The following is a 16,164-nucleotide window of genomic DNA, read 5'->3' as shown; positions in this document are numbered from 1 at the left end:
AGATGGATGGCTTATTTACAATAAATTCAGCAGGGTTACAAAGCCAGTTTATCCTTGTTTTTGGCAAATAAGGCCGGCCCGATGCCTTTGACCTGTTGAATATCTTCAATTGTTTTAAATTTACCGTTTTTCTGCCGGTATTCAATGATCGCTTCCGCTTTCTTCTGCCCGATGCCATTTAACTGCTGTAACTGCTCAATACTGGCCTGATTCAGACTGATTTTATCAGCAGCTGAAGAGGCGGATAATGCAGGTTTAGCCAGATAATGATTGTTTTCAGAAACGGGGGTAGCAGCAGCAATTTTCTTCTTCAGGCGTGCATCATGCTGCTGCTGACGTACTTTCCATTCTGCATAATCGGTTGCAGTTGCATGTACTGTTCCAATTGAAGTATAGGCCAGCCAAATGCCTAGCAGGACAGTATTAATCCATGCTGGACCTATGCGATGTTGTACTTTGTTCATGAGCGGCTCTTTGTTTTAATTCTAATTTGGCCTGTTCCCAGAGCTGATCCAATTCAGCCAATGACAGGCTTTCCAGATTGAGTTGCTGTTGTTCTGCCCGATCTTCCATCAGGGCAAAGCGAGTCCGGAATTTATGGATCGTGCCCAATAATGCCATCTCGCTTGAGACACCAAGTTTACGACCAACATTCACCAGTGAAAATAAGCAGTCTCCAAATTCTTCGAGTATTTCATCGGAATTTTGTCCAGCAACGGCTTCTTTGAGTTCAGCCAGTTCTTCTTCCAGCTTGCCATAGGCACCCGCGACATCTGGAAAGTCAAAGCCGATTTTGGCGACATTTTTCTGGATCTCATCCGCCTGTTGCAGTGCAGGTGCATGCTTGGTCTCATCCAAACGTGAACGTGGCTTACCCTGTTTTTCTTTCTGCTTGATTTCTTTCCAGAGTACCGAGACATCTTCAGGACTCAGCTGTGCAAACTGTTCAGCCTGAAATACATGCGGATGACGACGAATCAGCTTATCCGTAATCGCCTGAACTACATCGTGAAAATCAAAAGCGCCCTGCTCGCTATACATTTGTGACTGAAATACGACCTGTAACAGCAAATCACCCAGTTCATCCCGCACCTCATCAGCTTGGCCAGAGCGCACTGCTGCTTCAACTTCATAGGCTTCCTCAATCGCATATTTGGTTAAAGATTCGGGAGTCTGTTGCTGATCCCATGGACATTTTTCACGTAACTCACGCATGACTTGGAGTAATTGTTCCACCGTAAAACCTCTTCTTTACCAAATAGCCGCATTATTTTGCCTGTCTCTTGCTATGCTCAAGAAAAAAAGACAATAAGGAGATCAAGCACATGCACAGTATATTGATTAGTGGTGCAGCACAAGGAATTGGTGCCGCGACAGCCAGGCTATTTTACCAGCAAGGTTATAAAGTCGGAATTTATGATATTAATCTTGAACAGGCAGAACAATTGGCCCAGCAACTCGGTGAACATGCCAAAGCTGGCTTTCTGGATGTAACCGATTATGCATCATGGGAAACTACTCTATCTGAATTCGCATCTTGGGCCGGTGAAATCAATATTCTGGTAAATAATGCCGGGATTTTATATTCCGGTCCTTTTGAAGAAACGAATATTACTAATCACCATCGCACCCTTGACGTGAATATTAAAGGCGTCCTGAATGGCTGTCATGCTGCTTTACCCTACTTAAAGCAGGCTTCCTTTGCCCGGGTCATTAACCTGTCTTCAGCATCGGCGATTTATGGCCAAGCGGATCTGGCTTCCTATGCAACCAGCAAATTTGCGGTTCGTGGTTTGACTGAAGGACTAGATATCGAATGGCAAAAATATGGCATTCGGGTATTTGATGTGATGCCGCTTTTTGTTAGCACTGCAATGGTGAAAGATATGCAGGCCGAAAGTATCAAAAAAATGGGCGTGCATCTAAAAGCTGAGGATGTAGCGCAGGATATTTTCAAACTGGCACAGCTAAAAGATTCAATTTGGCAAGTGACCCATCATCCAGTCGGATTCAAGAGTAAGTTTTTATTTCACTTATCTCGAATGAGTCCACAGTTCGTTAACCGGCTGAGTAATTTAATGATTGCCAAACAATAAGAAATATTTTGGGCTTACTCTACTTTTAAACAGCTTGATGAATCTGAATCGTTGGAAATCTTAGGCCTTTACAGGAATGCTCGCTTTGCCAGGCCACAGTGAGCATGCAACCCGCTAAGATATAGTTTTGATAGGCATAAATTCCAATTTCTGGATGTTCACAACGTCCTCCATCCTGATGTGGATGAATCTGGGTATTCAGCTCATTCAGGTTTATCCGGATTCCAAGGCCTGACGCTTTTAGGACCGCCTCTTTGGTGGTCCAGACTTTAAACCAGTATTCAGGATCGTAATCTAATGCCTGCCACTGTTTCAGCTCTTCAGGATGAAAAGCGTGTTGGGCTAGGGCTTCAAAACGTACATTTCGATTAAGTTCTTCGATATCGATCCCCAAATTCTGAATATGTTTGCTTGTTGCTAATGCATAGAAGTTTTGGCTATGGGTATGATTAAAACCAAAGTCTGGATGGGCTGGAAAATAAGGCTTGCCGTATTCGGTTGTAGTAAAGTCCTGCTGGTCAATAACACAACCTAAATGTGCAGCTAGCAACTGATTACGATAGTTATAAATTAATTGTTTACGCTGCTGAATATAGGTTTTCCGATCTAAGTCTTGTAAATGTCTAAGTCGTGGTGCCAGCGCGATCCAATCAATATGAATAATAGACTTCAAAAATAGTCGCCCTTATAAAAAATGTTACTTTTAAGGCCTTCAGTATAAATCAACCTGATTGCCTCTCTGACAAACTATAGGTAATATCTTAAAATATATTTTAATAAAACTTAATTAAAACAATAAAATATACTGTAAATCAAAATAAATAATTGAGCTTTCAAGCTATTTTTAATCGAATAAAAAATAGTTACAATCCAGCTACAATTTTATACATAGAAAAACAGAGGGTCATATGTTTAAGCGAATCATATTCAGTACGACAATTGCTGCACTATCATTTTCAACACAAGCTGGCTCCTGGCTAGAAGCTGCTACTGCAGTTATGGGAGCTAGAAACGGCGCCATCATGGATCAGGCTGAAGCAAATATGGAGCGCAGCCGTGCACAGGCGAATGCTGCTGTTGCACGTGCAGACCGTGCCTATGCTTCTAATTATAATAATGCTTCAAATCAAAATAACGGTGTCTACTCAACAACATATTTAAAAGGTTTAGATTGTACGGATTTGGCAGTAGAAGCGCGCAGTTTTGAACGCACCTTAGAAGCAAGTCAAAATGCACTAAACCAAGCGAATGCTCAAGCCAATAATCCTGTTTCTAAATTAGCAGGTATTGCAAGTGGTGCGCTATCTGCTTTTGCAGGTCAATCACAAACAGTTGCGCGCGCAACTGAAATTACCAATGCTTTTACTGGCAATAATAATCAAAATAATATTGCCGCGTCTCAAGCCGATGCTGACGTAGCTTTAGCTAATCTTGAAAATATCCGTATTTATCAAAAAGCAAAAAAATGCTCAATCTAAAAAATGAATAAATAAAAAAGCCTGCTTTCGCAGGCTTTTTTATTTAACTATGACAATTAACCGCGTTTAAATTTCTTCTCGGCTTTCTTGAATTTCTGTACATAACGACGGCGACGCGCAGCAGTACGTTCATCCAGCTGTGACTTGCGACCTTCAAATGGGTTTTCTGAGGTTTTAAATTCAATTTTTACTGGTGTACCTTCAAGTTTGTACACTTTACGGAATACGTTTTCCAAGTAACGGCGATAATCTGCAGGTGTCTTATCTACTTTATTACCATGAACCACGATAGTCGGTGGATTCTGTCCGCCCATATGCGCATAACGCATCTTAATACGACGACCTTGTACAGTAGGCGGTTGGTGCGCTTCAGTGGCATCATTCAGGATCTGAGTCAGCTTCGCTGGTGATACTTTCAGATGTGAAGAATCATAAGCACGGTGAATCGATGGATACATCTCACCGACACCTGTACCGTGTAGCGCAGAAATCAAATGGATTTTCGCCCAAGGAATAAAGTCAAAACGACGCTCCACATCGAGCTTACATTGTTTACGATCATATTCGGACATGTTGTCCCATTTATTGATCGCAATCACCATGGCACGGCCAGCTTCCAATGCATAACCGATCAGGTGTAAGTCCTGCTCTACAATCCCTTCACGGGCATCTACCACGATCACAACTACATGTGCATCTTTCATCGCCTGTAAAGTTTTCACAATTGAGAATTTCTCAATCATTTCATCAACCTTACCTTTACGGCGTACCCCAGCGGTATCAATCAGGGTGTATTGACGACCATCACGCTCAAAAGGAATATAGATCGAGTCACGCGTTGTACCTGGCTGGTCAAACGCCACAACACGCTCTTCACCCAATAGACGGTTTACCAGTGTTGATTTACCTACGTTTGGACGACCAATAATTGCAAGACGCAGGCCAGTATTCTTGTCATGTTCTTCTGGGCTTTCATCTTCAGGCACATCTTCAAGTACTTCTTCCAGCATTTGCTGTACGCCACGGCCGTGGCTAGCAGCCACTTGCATAGGCTCGCCCATACCGAGTTTATAAAACTCGACCAGAGCAGCTTCAGCATGTACGCCATCAACTTTGTTAGCTACAAGGAAAACTTTCTTGCCCAAAGTACGCAGTTCACGAGCGATCTGTTCATCAGATGCCAGTAGTCCGGCACGTGCATCGACCACAAAAATGATCATGTCGGCTTCATGGATCGCAGTTTTAGACTGCTCAGCCATGTAGGAGTCAATACCGCCTTCATTTTCACCGATACCACCAGTATCCACGACAATGAAAGATTTGTTTTGATAGATCGCATCACCATATTTACGGTCGCGTGTCAGACCTGCAAAGTCTGCTACCAATGCGTCACGGCTCTTGGTTATCTGGTTAAACAGAGTTGATTTTCCGACGTTCGGACGACCAATGAGCGCAATTACGGGTTTCATAGATTAACCTTTATTCAATATCAGGCTGTCTAAAAATGGCCTGAACATCAGAAAGTTTTGGAAGAAAAAGGGAATAGGATTAAAGCCTAAAATAAATAAAAACACGGGGCATTGAACATTCAATCACCCCGCGTAAAAAATACGGTTGGCTTATTTTAGCATAAGCCAAACAAAAATTAACGATTCTGCCAGATGCTTAATGCACCCTTGCGAGTCGAAACATAGAGCTGGTTGTCAATTACACGTAAATGACGCACTTCACCAGAAGTTTTAGCACGGCCAATAATCTGCCCTGTTGATGGATCCAGCAGGTGCAATACTCCGTCTAGATCACCTACGACAAGCTCAGTTCCCAGCATTACCGGATTGCTCAGCTGACGATTCAACAACTGATCATTTTCCCATAAAGGCTGGCCAGTAGTAATTTCATACGCGCTGATTTTACCATCAGTTTGGGCAACGAAGACGCCATTGCCCACCACTTCCGGCCGCTGGATACTGCTGGCATCTTCACTCCAGATCACCTGTTGTGAAGCCAGATCAAATACAGTCACCTGACCTTGATAGCTGGTGGTCACAATAAACTGACCTGCTACGACAGGATCACCGTCAATATCAATCAAACGCTGAATGTCCGAACGGCCATCCGAGATCGCAACACGGCGCTGTAATTTAGGCACACCACTTAGGGCATCGATTGCATAAATATAAGCATTTGAAGTCGCAATCAATACATTACGCACATCTAAAGGCACCGGAGCCGCCATGCCACGCAGGCTAAACTGGACATTCGGTAAATCATAGGTCCAGACCTGAGCGCCTGAAGCTACTTCGTGGGCATATACAGTACCGTCATTGGTAACAGTAATTACGCGACCTGCATGAATCAGTGAAGGCGCCAAGATGGCACCAGTCAATTGTGCAGTCCAGCGTTGTTCGCCAGTCTGCTGATCCAGTGCAATCAATTGGCCTTTGTTGCTGCCAACCACCACGATCCCATCAGCGGCTTCAACGCCAGAGCTTAACGTATCTTTGCTGACTTTTTTCTGCCACAGGCGCTGCTTGCCATTAAAAGCAGTGACTTCACCTTTAGGGTCGATCGCAAATACGACTCCGTTATCCGCATCCAGACGTAAACGTAGCGGATCAGCCTTCTCTGTTGAAGAAACACTGGTCGAAAATACAGGAACAAGTGTTTTAGTCTGACTGATTTTTGGAAGTGGATTCGGTTTTACTTCTGGTACTTTATTGGTCTTACCCGCACAGCCAGCGAGTGCAAGAGTTAAAACAGTTAAAGCACAGGTGATTTTATATGTTCTGTTCATTCAGCTTCTTCCACTTGTGTTTCTATAATTGGGCGTTCGATTTCCGGGTCATCGACCAACACGCCTACGCTTTCGAGCTTAATTTGTAAAATTTGACGTTCTTCTTTACGTTCAATCAAAGCATCCCATGCACTTTGATATACTTTTTTGGCATTTTCAATATCATTTTTGGCAACATAGATATCGCCACGTGCTTCATCGGCGGTTGCTTTAAATGCAGGTTCAGTCACTGCATCCAAAGTTTTCAGGGCTGCATCATATTTTTTCTGTGCTAATTGTGCATAAGCCAGACGCAATTTAACGACCTGAACCAGGCCTTTATCATCAACTTTAGAGTTTTCAACTTTTTGTAATGCTTTCTCAGCGGCAGCGTAATCCTGCTTGTCATAAGCCAGTTTCGCCATGACCAACTGGGTTTGAATCGCTTGAGCTGAATCTGGCGCTTCTTTGACAATCTTGTCTGCAGTTTCAGATAGCTTGGCAAAAGCATCACCATCTGCAGCCTGTGCTTCATCCATCAGTTGCTGAACCTTGGCAGTCTGCATTTGCGATTCCGCCAGGTTTTTCTTCTGCCAATATTCCCATCCGAAAAAGGCAATCAGCGCAACCAGAATCCCGATAATGATCGAAGAACCATACTTCTTCGTGAAGGATTTTAAACTTTCAAGTTGTTCATCATCAGTCATTGCGCTCATGCGATTACCTTTTTCCTAATGTTTTATCGATTATTTTGAAGAAATTTTAGTACTGAAAAATGCGACAAAGTCTGCAAATGGCACAGTAGATTGCTCTGCAGTCGCCAGCTCTTTCACCGTAAAGCTTTGTGCTTCAAGTTCACGCTCACCGATAATGGCCGCATATAAAGCACCGGCCTGATCGGCTTTTTTCATTTGCGACTTCATTGAACCTTGTGAGCCGACTTTCAGACGAATATTACTGCCTGCAGCTTCCAATTGATCACGAATCTGTTCGGCCAATACCAGTGCTTTACCTTGAGAAGCAGGATCGGCAACCAGGAATACTTCGCAATCACGTACTGGAGTATTATCTTCAACCTGTTCCAGTAGAAGCAATAAACGCTCCATCCCCATCGCGAAACCAACTGCAGGCACAGATTGATCCGCTTTGCCTTTCAATTGACCGACCAAGCCATCATAACGACCACCGGCACACACAGTACCTTGTGAACCTAAATGAGTCGTAGTCCATTCAAATACGGTTTTGTTGTAGTAGTCCAGACCACGTACCAGTTTCTGATTGATGACAAAGCTGATACCGGCATCTGACAAATACTGTTGCAACTGGTTAAAGTGTGCCAGTGTTTCTTCACCCATAAAGTCATGAAGTTTTGGCGCATTTTCTAGGATACTTTGAGTTTTGGCATCTTTCGAATCCAAAATACGCAGTGGATTAGTCGTCAGACGGCGCTGAGAATCTTCATCCAGATCCGCTTTATGCGCTTGCAGGAACTCTACCAGTGCCGCACGATACGCCGCACGTTCATCAGACTCGCCCAAAGTATTTAGTTCGAGTTGCACCTTGTCAGCCACGCCCATACGTTTCCATAGACGTGCTGTCATCAGGATCAGTTCTGCATCTTGATCAGGCGTTGCCACACCAAATGTTTCCACGCCAAACTGGTGGAACTGACGATAACGGCCTTTTTGCGGTTTTTCATAACGGAACATCGGTCCGATATACCACACTTTCGGTGTTGCACCACGAAGCAGGTTATGTTCCAGCATCGCACGTACACAGCCCGCTGTTCCTTCAGGACGTAAAGTCAGAGACTCAGGCGGATTACCTTTGTCTAGGAAGGTGTACATTTCTTTTTCAACGATATCTGTGGCATCACCAATCGAACGTTTAAACAGATTAGTCTGTTCAACTATCGGCAAACGGATCTGTTGATAGCCATAGGCATCCATCAGACCTGACAGATGCTGTTCAAGACGTCTCCAAGCTGGGGTTTGCGTTGGGAGAATGTCATTAAAACCTTTGATTGCGACGATTGAACTCATGATCTACTCAGAAAAACTTGTGCGAATAATTTCTTTTGATTTGGCTTCTTCAAGCTCGGAAACACGTTGACGAACCATTGATTCGATTTCATCAACCAGTTGATTGGTATCGATTAAATGGCTCTTTTCACCATTACGATACACCAGTGAGCGCGGACTTGCACCTACTACACCGATATCGGCTTCTTTGGCTTCGCCCGGACCATTCACTTTACAGCCAATTACAGACACATCCATCGGAACACGGACATCTTCCAAACGTTCTTCAAGGGTCTGCATTACTTTAATCACGTTAAATTCCTGACGTGAACAGCTTGGGCAGGCAATGAAGTTAATTCCGTTAGAACGAAGGCCCAGCGATTTCAGGATATCAAAACCAATCTTGATTTCTTCTTCAGGCTCAGCTGCCAGAGAAATACGCATGGTATCGCCAATACCTTCCATCAGCAGACCACCCAAAGCAATCGCTGATTTCACTGAACCAGTACGATACACACCCGCTTCAGTCACACCCAAGTGCAGTGGATTATCAATCTGTTTAGACAGCAGACGATAGGCATCCATCGTCAAAAACACGTTTGATGCTTTGACCGATACTTTAAATTCATGGAAATTCAGACGATCCAGAATGTCGATATGACGCATCGCAGATTCCAGCAATGCTTCACCTGTTGGCTCGCCATATTTCTTTTGAATATCTTTTTCCAGTGAACCGGCATTCACGCCAATACGCATGGAAATGTCGTTATGACGTGCAGCCGCCACGACTTCACGAATCTTGGCTTCTGAACCGATATTACCCGGGTTAATACGCAAACAGTCTGCACCCAGATCAGCAACAGCCAGCGCAATCTTATAGTCGAAGTGAATATCTGCAACCAGTGGTACGTCGACTTGCTTACGGATTTCACCAAATGCAGCCGCTGCTTCCATACTCGGCACAGAGACACGCATAATGTCTGCACCTGCATCTACACAACGCTGAATTTGTGCAACAGTTGCTGCGACATCGCAGGTTTCAGTATTGGTCATTGACTGAACAGTGATCGGTGCATCACCACCGACATAGACAGAACCGACACGGATTTTACGTGTTGGACGGCGCTGAATTGGATTTACGATCATGATTTCGCCCTATCTGCTCACCATTAACGTGATAAACGGAAATCTGCTTTTCCGTTAACCGTATAAGGTGACAATGCAATACTTTCATTATTTAAACTGAGTGATACTGCTGTCGCATCATCCAGTCGGATCTGGAATGGCGCTTCACCGCTCAGCTCTATAGTAGACGCTTGACGGCCAGTGGCCAGCACGTTACCGCCTGCATCTACAATATGCACAGAGGTTGGACGGCTAAAATCAAGCTTAAGCTGATCACCGGACATGGCAGCACCGGCATCCAGATTCAAAATCTCAACATCAGAAGAGGTGTCCGCAACTTCAGCATTATTTGAACTGCTTTCCGACCAGTTCTGAATAATCGCGACCAGTGCACCCAAGATCAGTACTACAACCAGTGCAATCAGGCCACGCTTTAACCATTTACGGTTACGATCACGCTTTGAACCTGGTAATTTACCCATGATCTTGATTGGAGAATCTTTCAGGGCATGCGTTGCAACCATACCGGTATCATTGGCATAAATTTCATCAAAACGCTGAATCAGGCTAGATGCATCGACACCGAGATATTTGGCATAGGTGCGGTAATAGCCCTTGATAAAGGTTGCTTCAGGCAAGGATTTATAATCATCCTTTTCCAAGGCATTCAGGGTCTTTACCGGAATATTGAGTTCTTTGGCAACGTCTTCAAGCTCACGTTGCTGATTAATACGAATCTTGCGTAAGTACTCGCCTGGACGCTGAACATTTCCTAACGCGTTTGGAGCTACGCTCGAATTATTCGAATCTGAATTAGGATTTACTTCCATACGGCCTCAGTACTGTACTGTAATTGCAAATAACGTTGGTATTCCGGGCTTTCAGGGAACAATGCACGTAATTGATTCACCAATACCTGCATGCCTAACTGATCGCCACTGGCACGCGCAGTGCGAATGCCAATCCAGAGCGCACGGGCACTCTGGTTTTTCTGCCCCACGCCACGTACAAACTGTTCATACATTTGAGTCGCGGCCGGGAACTGCTGGTTCAGATAAAAAATTTCTGCCAACTCTAACATTGATATATACGAAGCGCGATTAGCCTGTAGTGCCTGTTTGAATGATTTTTCAGCATTCGCCAGATCCCCCTGTTTCAGGTAAATCCGCCCCATATTTTCAAGGGCACGAAATCGCTGGTCATAACCTAAAGTTGCGCCAGCAATTTCGAACTGCTCAATCGCATCTTTATAGCGCTCAAGCTGATATAAATAGGTGCCGTAGTTATTTCGTGCCTGGGCATTCTTTGGATCTGCCGAAATTGCACGCTTGAAATAACCTTCGGCTTTTTCAAGATTAGGTTTACTGCCTTCCTGCTGAAGCAGCACCCCCATCATCATATTGGCTTGCGAATCACGCGGATTAGTTTCCAGTGCCTGATCCAGCGCACGTTTGGCTGAATCCAGATCACCGTTTTTAAGATATTCAACCGCCAACTGAGTACGAACCTTGGTGGCTTTTTCCGGATCCTTCTGACCTAGATCTGGCGTTTGACACGCAGTTAAAACCAAAGACCCACATACTACTGCAACCAAAGCAAGTTTAGATGTCAGACTACTCAATTGGCGACCTCTTGTTATCCTTGTGAGCGCATAATCTCATTGGACTGCGCAATTTTCTTTTTCCACTGTTCCGCACGACGGGTACGGTCAGCAACTTGTCCTACCAGTTGTCCACACGCAGCGTCGATATCATCACCACGTGTCTGACGAATCGTACACACAAAACCGGCATCAGACAAAGTTTTTTGGAAAGAAATAATCCGGTTACGGCTTGAACGGCCATATGGCGCATGCGGGAACGGGTTAAATGGAATCAGGTTAATCTTGCTTGGCAGATCTTTAAGCAGCTTGATCATCTGCTGGGCATGTTCAGGTTTGTCATTTACGCCATCCAGCATTACATATTCGATAGTCACGTGCTTACGCGCACTTTCATTACCATCTTTAGTGATGTAGCGCTGACAAGCGGCAATAAGCTGCTCTAGCGGATATTTTTTGTTGATTGGCACCAGTTCATTACGCAGCTCGTCATTGGTTGCGTGTAATGAAATCGCCAAAGCCACATCAATATCTTGCGCCAACTGGTCAATTTTCGGCACGACACCTGAAGTTGAAAGCGTTACGCGGCGTTTAGACATGCCATAAGCAAAATCATCCAGCATAATGCGCATAGAGTTTAATACAGCATCATAGTTCAGCAATGGCTCGCCCATGCCCATCATCACCACATTGGTCACTGAACGCTCGCGCTCAGCCACAGGCACTTCTTCCATATAGGAGTAATTTGCCATCCATAACTGACCAATGATTTCAGCTTGAGTCAGGTCACGCTGGAAACCTTGCTTACCGGTTGAACAGAATGAACAGTCCAGGGCACAGCCCACTTGTGAAGAAATACACAGGGTCTTACGTGAGCCGGTTTTGTCTTCTGCCGGAATCAGGACAGTTTCAACCAGAGAGCCATCACCATCACCGACACGGAACACCCATTTACGGGTACCGTCTTTGGAATAGTTTTTATGCACTACTTCTGGCGCTTTAATTTCACAAATCTTTTCCAGTTTTTCACGCAGCTTGCCCGAGATATTGGTCATCTCGGCAAAATCAGTCACGAAATACTGATGAATCCATTTCATCACCTGACCGGCACGGAACTTCTTCTCGCCCATATCTTCGAAGAATTTTTCCATTTGCGGACGTGACATGCCTAGTAAGTTCACTTTTTCCACAGAATTTTGCTGTGCAGGAGTGGACGGAGATTGTTGCTGTGCATCAGAAACTGCTGATGTAGCGACCACTTCAGTACTCATGTGTATACCTAAACCATGTCTAAAGATGAAAGGAGAAGCTCAATATCTGAGCAAAGAATTATTCAGAGAATAAAAAAACCAGATAAGTATAATAACACTTATCTGGTTTGAATACTGCGTATTAACGAGTACGTGGAGCAATCTCAGTTTGCGCGAAGAAGTAGTTAATTTCGCGGTCAGCAGATGCTACAGAGTCAGAACCGTGAGCAGCGTTTTCGTCGATGCTTACAGCGAAGTCTGCACGGATTGTACCAGGAGCAGCTTCTTTAGGGTTAGTCGCGCCAAGGATGTCACGGTGAGCAAGAACAGCGTTTTCACCTTCAAGAACTGAAACAACAACTGGACCAGAAGTCATGAATGCAACTAGGTCACCGAAGAAACCACGTTCTTTGTGCTCAGCGTAGAAACCTTCAGCTTCAGCTTGAGTCAGGTGTTTCATTTTAGTCGCAACGATTTTAAGACCTGCTTTTTCGAAACGAGCAAAGATGTCACCGATGTGGTTTTTAGCAACTGCGTCTGGTTTTACGATAGATAATGTACGTTCAATAGCCATGATTGGCTCCTTAAGTCAATTGTTGACATGAAAATTTGCCGCATTATACCGAATAATGGACTTTTTTCTGCCTTTAAACTGTAAAAAAATTGCTTTTTTCAAACTGGCAATTAACGTGCTTCGTCAATCCATGCCATTTGAATGGCTTCCAGAAGCCCTTCGGTTGATTTGGTTGGATCGTCTTCAAAATCAGGAAGTGCACATACCCAGGCATGCAGGTCGGTAAAGCGAACCCATTGCGGATCCACATCTGGATACGCTTCATATAATTCAATCGCGATATCGAGGGTATCTGTCCAACGTAAACCCATGTCTATTCCTAAGCCTATTTACTGTGATGTAGTACTTTAGCAAATCTGCAAAATTCTGCGAGTCTTTGCCGGATCATCTCGTGATTTTTTACAACATGATATTAAAAAAAGGTGCCGTAAATACAATCATGGTGGCCACCAGCGCACCCAATATGGCTCCTACCGCCACATCACTCGGATAATGCAAGCCTAAAACCATTCGAGAGATCGCGACCAGAATGGCAAATGGCAACATTAAAAACAGCAAAAAAGGTACGATATAGCCCAGCACAATGGTCACCATCACTGCATGCAAGGTATGTCCCGAAGGAAAACTAAAATGATCCAGCAGATGCTCACAGAGCCGAATCACCTGATGCACCTGATAAGGACGTGGACGTACTGTTTGGGTTTTTAGAAGTTTATAAATCAGGGTTCCGATCATACTGCCAAACACCAGATAAACTATCTGTAAGGTATACATCAAGCCCTGAATCAGCCAGACGGCAATGAGCATCAAATACCAGAATACGCCATTGCCCAACCGGCTAATGATTTTGAAAAAAGCTGCAATGCGTTCTGAATGTGAAAAATGATTAAGATAAATACAGCCTTTTAAATCAATTTCTAAAAATTTTAGTTTTGCATTCTGAAATTTCATTGTAGAGCTCTTATTGTTTTATGCCCTGTATTTCAGGTTTGGTACGACTGAAAAAATAGAGCTTGTTCAAATTGACGCATGAGATAATCGCTATTCACCTTTTTTAGTTTCTTAATGCCTACATCCTTCTGCAATCGTTATAAATCGCCTAATTCAGACATCTAACAGATGAATTCTTACTACTATCCCAACCCAATCAGCCAACCTGTCCGATCATGTTGTACCTGTAAATCAGTACGTCCATGATCATTAGCGATCACTGCTCCACCGCTGGCCATCGCCTCCTGCACTATATTTTCTAACCTTTCAATCCGACCTATCTGAACTGTTAATAGATGATTTATGTATACTGGCATTCATTGAAATACGTCTGGATCACTACATTCAATTCATTCTTTGAGAATACTAGCCTTTAACAAAACCTGAGAAGGATCGAATGTGTTTTGAGTATAGTGCAGTTATAGCGCACAAGACTTTGGTGAAAATGTATCTGTAAGCCGCTTCTTGCCTTGCTCTTACTCAAAATTCGGCTATTTCCAAGCATTTAAAAGTTAATGCGATATAACTATCTATACTTTTAAGTATGGGGCTCGGGTGTGACTGTTTTATGAATTGATTTTTAGCATTAAGAAAAGGCTTAATTTTTAGAAGAATTGAAAATTACCTAGTTGTTTTAATTAGGTTTAAAAAATATAGCCCAGTTATATACCAAGCTATATTTTTCGAAAAAGATAAATCAAACAAAATTGGAAATTATTGAACTAATTATTAACTTAATATATACCATCATTTAAACTTTTTTTGTCCTAAATATTCAAACCATGTATCAAGGTTACCTTTAATTAACCACAGACTTAAAACTAAATATCCTGTTGCATAGAATGCGCTAAATATACATATATATACCACCATAATTATGGGCAACAACCCAATAGTAATATTTAATATTGCACAAAATATTGATAATAAAACTGTCATATACAAGACCGAATTTAACTCTCTTAATGGCAAAAAATATGTCTCGCCATTCGCCTCCTTATTAAACTCTCGCCATTTTTCTTCGTATATTTCACTATCATATACATTTTGCTTCATTGTTACCAAGATGAACGCTTTTAATGAAAAGATAAAACCACCAAGAGCAAGAAATCCACTAAATAAATTTCCTCTTAAGCTTTCACCATAAAATTTTATAATGTTCTGATTTATACTTTTGTAATTCTCAAAGTTAAGATTCTCATACAAACCAAAATAATAGTAAGCAATGCAAAATGCACTAAAAGAGCAAAATAAAGAAAAAGTAAAACACTTCCACCTCATAGCGTACCCTCTATTATTTTAATATATTATTATCTCTACAAACTTTGATCATTTCTTCAAAAATTGTACTTTGAGCAAAATTTCCAACTTTTACAGAATTAAGTTTTTGGACTAAGTCATCAAATTCTTCTTCATAAAATAAGTCGGGTGTGTCCATTAACTTATATGGCATTTCCTGTCCAAACTCATCGAGAACCATAATTGTTCCACCTACTGGCTCTTCTTGATCTATAAATTGAACAATACTTGAAGCCAATTCTCTAACTTTTGTATCTTTATCAAAATAAACTTTTTGTTTTAGTTTAGTTGCATGTGCCGGCATTGGAAGCCCTAGTTTCCTTATATAATCATAAGTTGCAAACTCCACCTCAAAGCTTTTAATTTGTTTACATTTTTGCAAGAGCTGAGAAAGTGTTTGTGGCTTAACTAGAAGATCTAATCCCAAAGTATCTTTATATTTTTTATTAGAATCCTTTTTACTTCTAGATTCACTTTTACCTATTTTAAGATTCGTTTCATACTCATTTTGCAATAAAATTGCACGATATCCTAAGAATTGTCTTTTCAAAATTTCTTTGAATTTAGATAAGCTAGTTGATTGATAATAAAATTGATAAAGACCCTTTCCTGTACTTTTGTTTATGACAAAAAAATTAAATTCTATTAACTTATCATGACCAGATAAATTTTCGACTTTAATTTCTAGATCATCAACACTACCTTGTAATTTACAATAGGCTTTTTGATCTTTTACAGTCAAAATCAATCCCTTATAGTAGCCAATATCAGCGCAATCAATAAACACATTACGCTTAAAAATATCTTTTAACTCAAAATTTAGATTATTCTCAATAAAATCATTAATGCTTATAAGATTCTTTTCAGTTCTGATTTCAAATCCCAAATATTTAACTTTCATTCGCCCCTCAAAATAAAATTTTTAATTATTGGTTAATTTATAACATAAAGAAGAACC

The 16,164-nt window shown here is 42.2% G+C and carries 18 protein-coding genes; 2 read left to right on the top strand and 16 right to left on the bottom strand.

The annotated features are described in order from the left end of the window. Nucleotides 1-35: 35 nt before the first annotated feature. Nucleotides 36-464: a ComEA family DNA-binding protein gene (locus FTV14_RS05920; RefSeq protein WP_159124105.1), complete on the bottom strand. Its 429-nt coding sequence runs from the start codon at nt 462-464 to the stop codon at nt 36-38. Beyond that, entirely contained in the window at nt 424-1,236 is an 813-nt protein-coding gene (mazG, locus tag FTV14_RS05915; protein WP_180002356.1) for a nucleoside triphosphate pyrophosphohydrolase, read from the bottom strand. Before mazG ends, FTV14_RS05920 begins: the two co-directional genes overlap by 41 nt. 89 nt (nt 1,237-1,325) lie before the next feature. Here mazG and FTV14_RS05910 point away from each other — a divergent pair, with 89 nt between their 5' ends. Beyond that, nucleotides 1,326-2,096 (top strand): SDR family oxidoreductase, encoded by a 771-nt coding sequence (locus FTV14_RS05910; RefSeq protein WP_180033786.1) that lies wholly within the window; start codon nt 1,326-1,328, stop codon nt 2,094-2,096. A gap of 25 nt (nt 2,097-2,121) precedes the next feature. Here the strand turns inward: FTV14_RS05910 and FTV14_RS05905 are convergent, their stop codons facing one another. After that, nucleotides 2,122-2,742: a 4'-phosphopantetheinyl transferase superfamily protein gene (locus FTV14_RS05905; protein ID WP_180033797.1), complete on the bottom strand. Its 621-nt coding sequence runs from the start codon at nt 2,740-2,742 to the stop codon at nt 2,122-2,124. Nucleotides 2,743-3,004: 262 nt separating this feature from the next. Between FTV14_RS05905 and FTV14_RS05900 the strand changes: the two genes are divergently transcribed. After that, nucleotides 3,005-3,574 carry a hypothetical protein gene (locus FTV14_RS05900; protein WP_159124108.1) on the top strand — a complete coding sequence of 190 codons (570 nt, stop codon included), beginning with the start codon at nt 3,005-3,007 and terminating at the stop codon, nt 3,572-3,574. Nucleotides 3,575-3,630: 56 nt separating this feature from the next. On the opposite strand, the gene der is transcribed toward FTV14_RS05900, so the two are convergent. The 13 genes from der to FTV14_RS05835 all read right to left on the bottom strand — a co-directional run bounded on the left by der (nt 3,631) and on the right by FTV14_RS05835 (nt 16,107). After that, entirely contained in the window at nt 3,631-5,043 is a 1,413-nt protein-coding gene (gene der / locus FTV14_RS05895) for a ribosome biogenesis GTPase Der (RefSeq protein WP_004782108.1), read from the bottom strand. A gap of 176 nt (nt 5,044-5,219) precedes the next feature. Beyond that, entirely contained in the window at nt 5,220-6,368 is a 1,149-nt protein-coding gene (gene bamB / locus FTV14_RS05890; protein WP_180033787.1) for an outer membrane protein assembly factor BamB, read from the bottom strand. Further along, nucleotides 6,365-7,063, bottom strand: a complete 699-nt coding sequence (locus tag FTV14_RS05885) for a tetratricopeptide repeat protein (protein WP_005232125.1) — start codon at nt 7,061-7,063, stop codon at nt 6,365-6,367. The genes bamB and FTV14_RS05885 overlap by 4 nt, the downstream gene beginning before the upstream one ends. Nucleotides 7,064-7,093: 30 nt before the next feature. After that, nucleotides 7,094-8,389 carry a histidine--tRNA ligase gene (hisS, locus tag FTV14_RS05880; protein ID WP_179992373.1) on the bottom strand — a complete coding sequence of 432 codons (1,296 nt, stop codon included), beginning with the start codon at nt 8,387-8,389 and terminating at the stop codon, nt 7,094-7,096. 3 nt (nt 8,390-8,392) lie between these two features. Then, the gene (ispG, locus tag FTV14_RS05875; protein WP_004782104.1) at nt 8,393-9,514 is read right to left on the bottom strand and encodes a flavodoxin-dependent (E)-4-hydroxy-3-methylbut-2-enyl-diphosphate synthase; all 1,122 of its coding nucleotides are present in this window, start codon (nt 9,512-9,514) and stop codon (nt 8,393-8,395) included. 23 nt (nt 9,515-9,537) lie between these two features. Further along, the gene (locus tag FTV14_RS05870; RefSeq protein WP_180053525.1) at nt 9,538-10,323 is read right to left on the bottom strand and encodes a helix-turn-helix domain-containing protein; all 786 of its coding nucleotides are present in this window, start codon (nt 10,321-10,323) and stop codon (nt 9,538-9,540) included. Beyond that, nucleotides 10,314-11,087, bottom strand: coding sequence for a type IV pilus biogenesis/stability protein PilW (gene pilW / locus FTV14_RS05865; RefSeq protein WP_373685615.1), 774 nt, complete (start codon nt 11,085-11,087; stop codon nt 10,314-10,316). The genes FTV14_RS05870 and pilW overlap by 10 nt, the downstream gene beginning before the upstream one ends. 41 nt (nt 11,088-11,128) lie before the next feature. Further along, complete coding sequence (gene rlmN, locus FTV14_RS05860; protein ID WP_005232136.1) at nt 11,129-12,364, bottom strand: 23S rRNA (adenine(2503)-C(2))-methyltransferase RlmN; 1,236 nt, start codon at nt 12,362-12,364, stop codon at nt 11,129-11,131. Nucleotides 12,365-12,485: 121 nt separating this feature from the next. After that, nucleotides 12,486-12,917 carry a nucleoside-diphosphate kinase gene (gene ndk, locus FTV14_RS05855; protein WP_004782097.1) on the bottom strand — a complete coding sequence of 144 codons (432 nt, stop codon included), beginning with the start codon at nt 12,915-12,917 and terminating at the stop codon, nt 12,486-12,488. 110 nt (nt 12,918-13,027) lie between these two features. Then, nucleotides 13,028-13,228: a Fe-S cluster assembly protein IscX gene (gene iscX / locus FTV14_RS05850; RefSeq protein WP_180031516.1), complete on the bottom strand. Its 201-nt coding sequence runs from the start codon at nt 13,226-13,228 to the stop codon at nt 13,028-13,030. Between the two features lie 88 nt (nt 13,229-13,316). Continuing rightward, nucleotides 13,317-13,868 (bottom strand): phosphatase PAP2 family protein, encoded by a 552-nt coding sequence (locus tag FTV14_RS05845; RefSeq protein ID WP_180053524.1) that lies wholly within the window; start codon nt 13,866-13,868, stop codon nt 13,317-13,319. 786 nt (nt 13,869-14,654) lie between these two features. Further along, the gene (locus FTV14_RS05840; protein ID WP_180053523.1) at nt 14,655-15,188 is read right to left on the bottom strand and encodes a hypothetical protein; all 534 of its coding nucleotides are present in this window, start codon (nt 15,186-15,188) and stop codon (nt 14,655-14,657) included. 13 nt (nt 15,189-15,201) lie between these two features. Beyond that, nucleotides 15,202-16,107: a hypothetical protein gene (locus tag FTV14_RS05835; RefSeq protein WP_180053522.1), complete on the bottom strand. Its 906-nt coding sequence runs from the start codon at nt 16,105-16,107 to the stop codon at nt 15,202-15,204. Between the last annotated feature and the right edge of the window lie 57 nt (nt 16,108-16,164).

The sequence above is a fragment of the Acinetobacter sp. YH12236 genome, from assembly GCF_013417645.1.
In the GTDB taxonomy this organism is placed as follows: Bacteria; Pseudomonadota; Gammaproteobacteria; order Pseudomonadales; family Moraxellaceae; genus Acinetobacter.
Note: the sequence above shows the minus strand (reverse complement) of the source record. Positions and strands in the feature narration are given on the sequence as shown.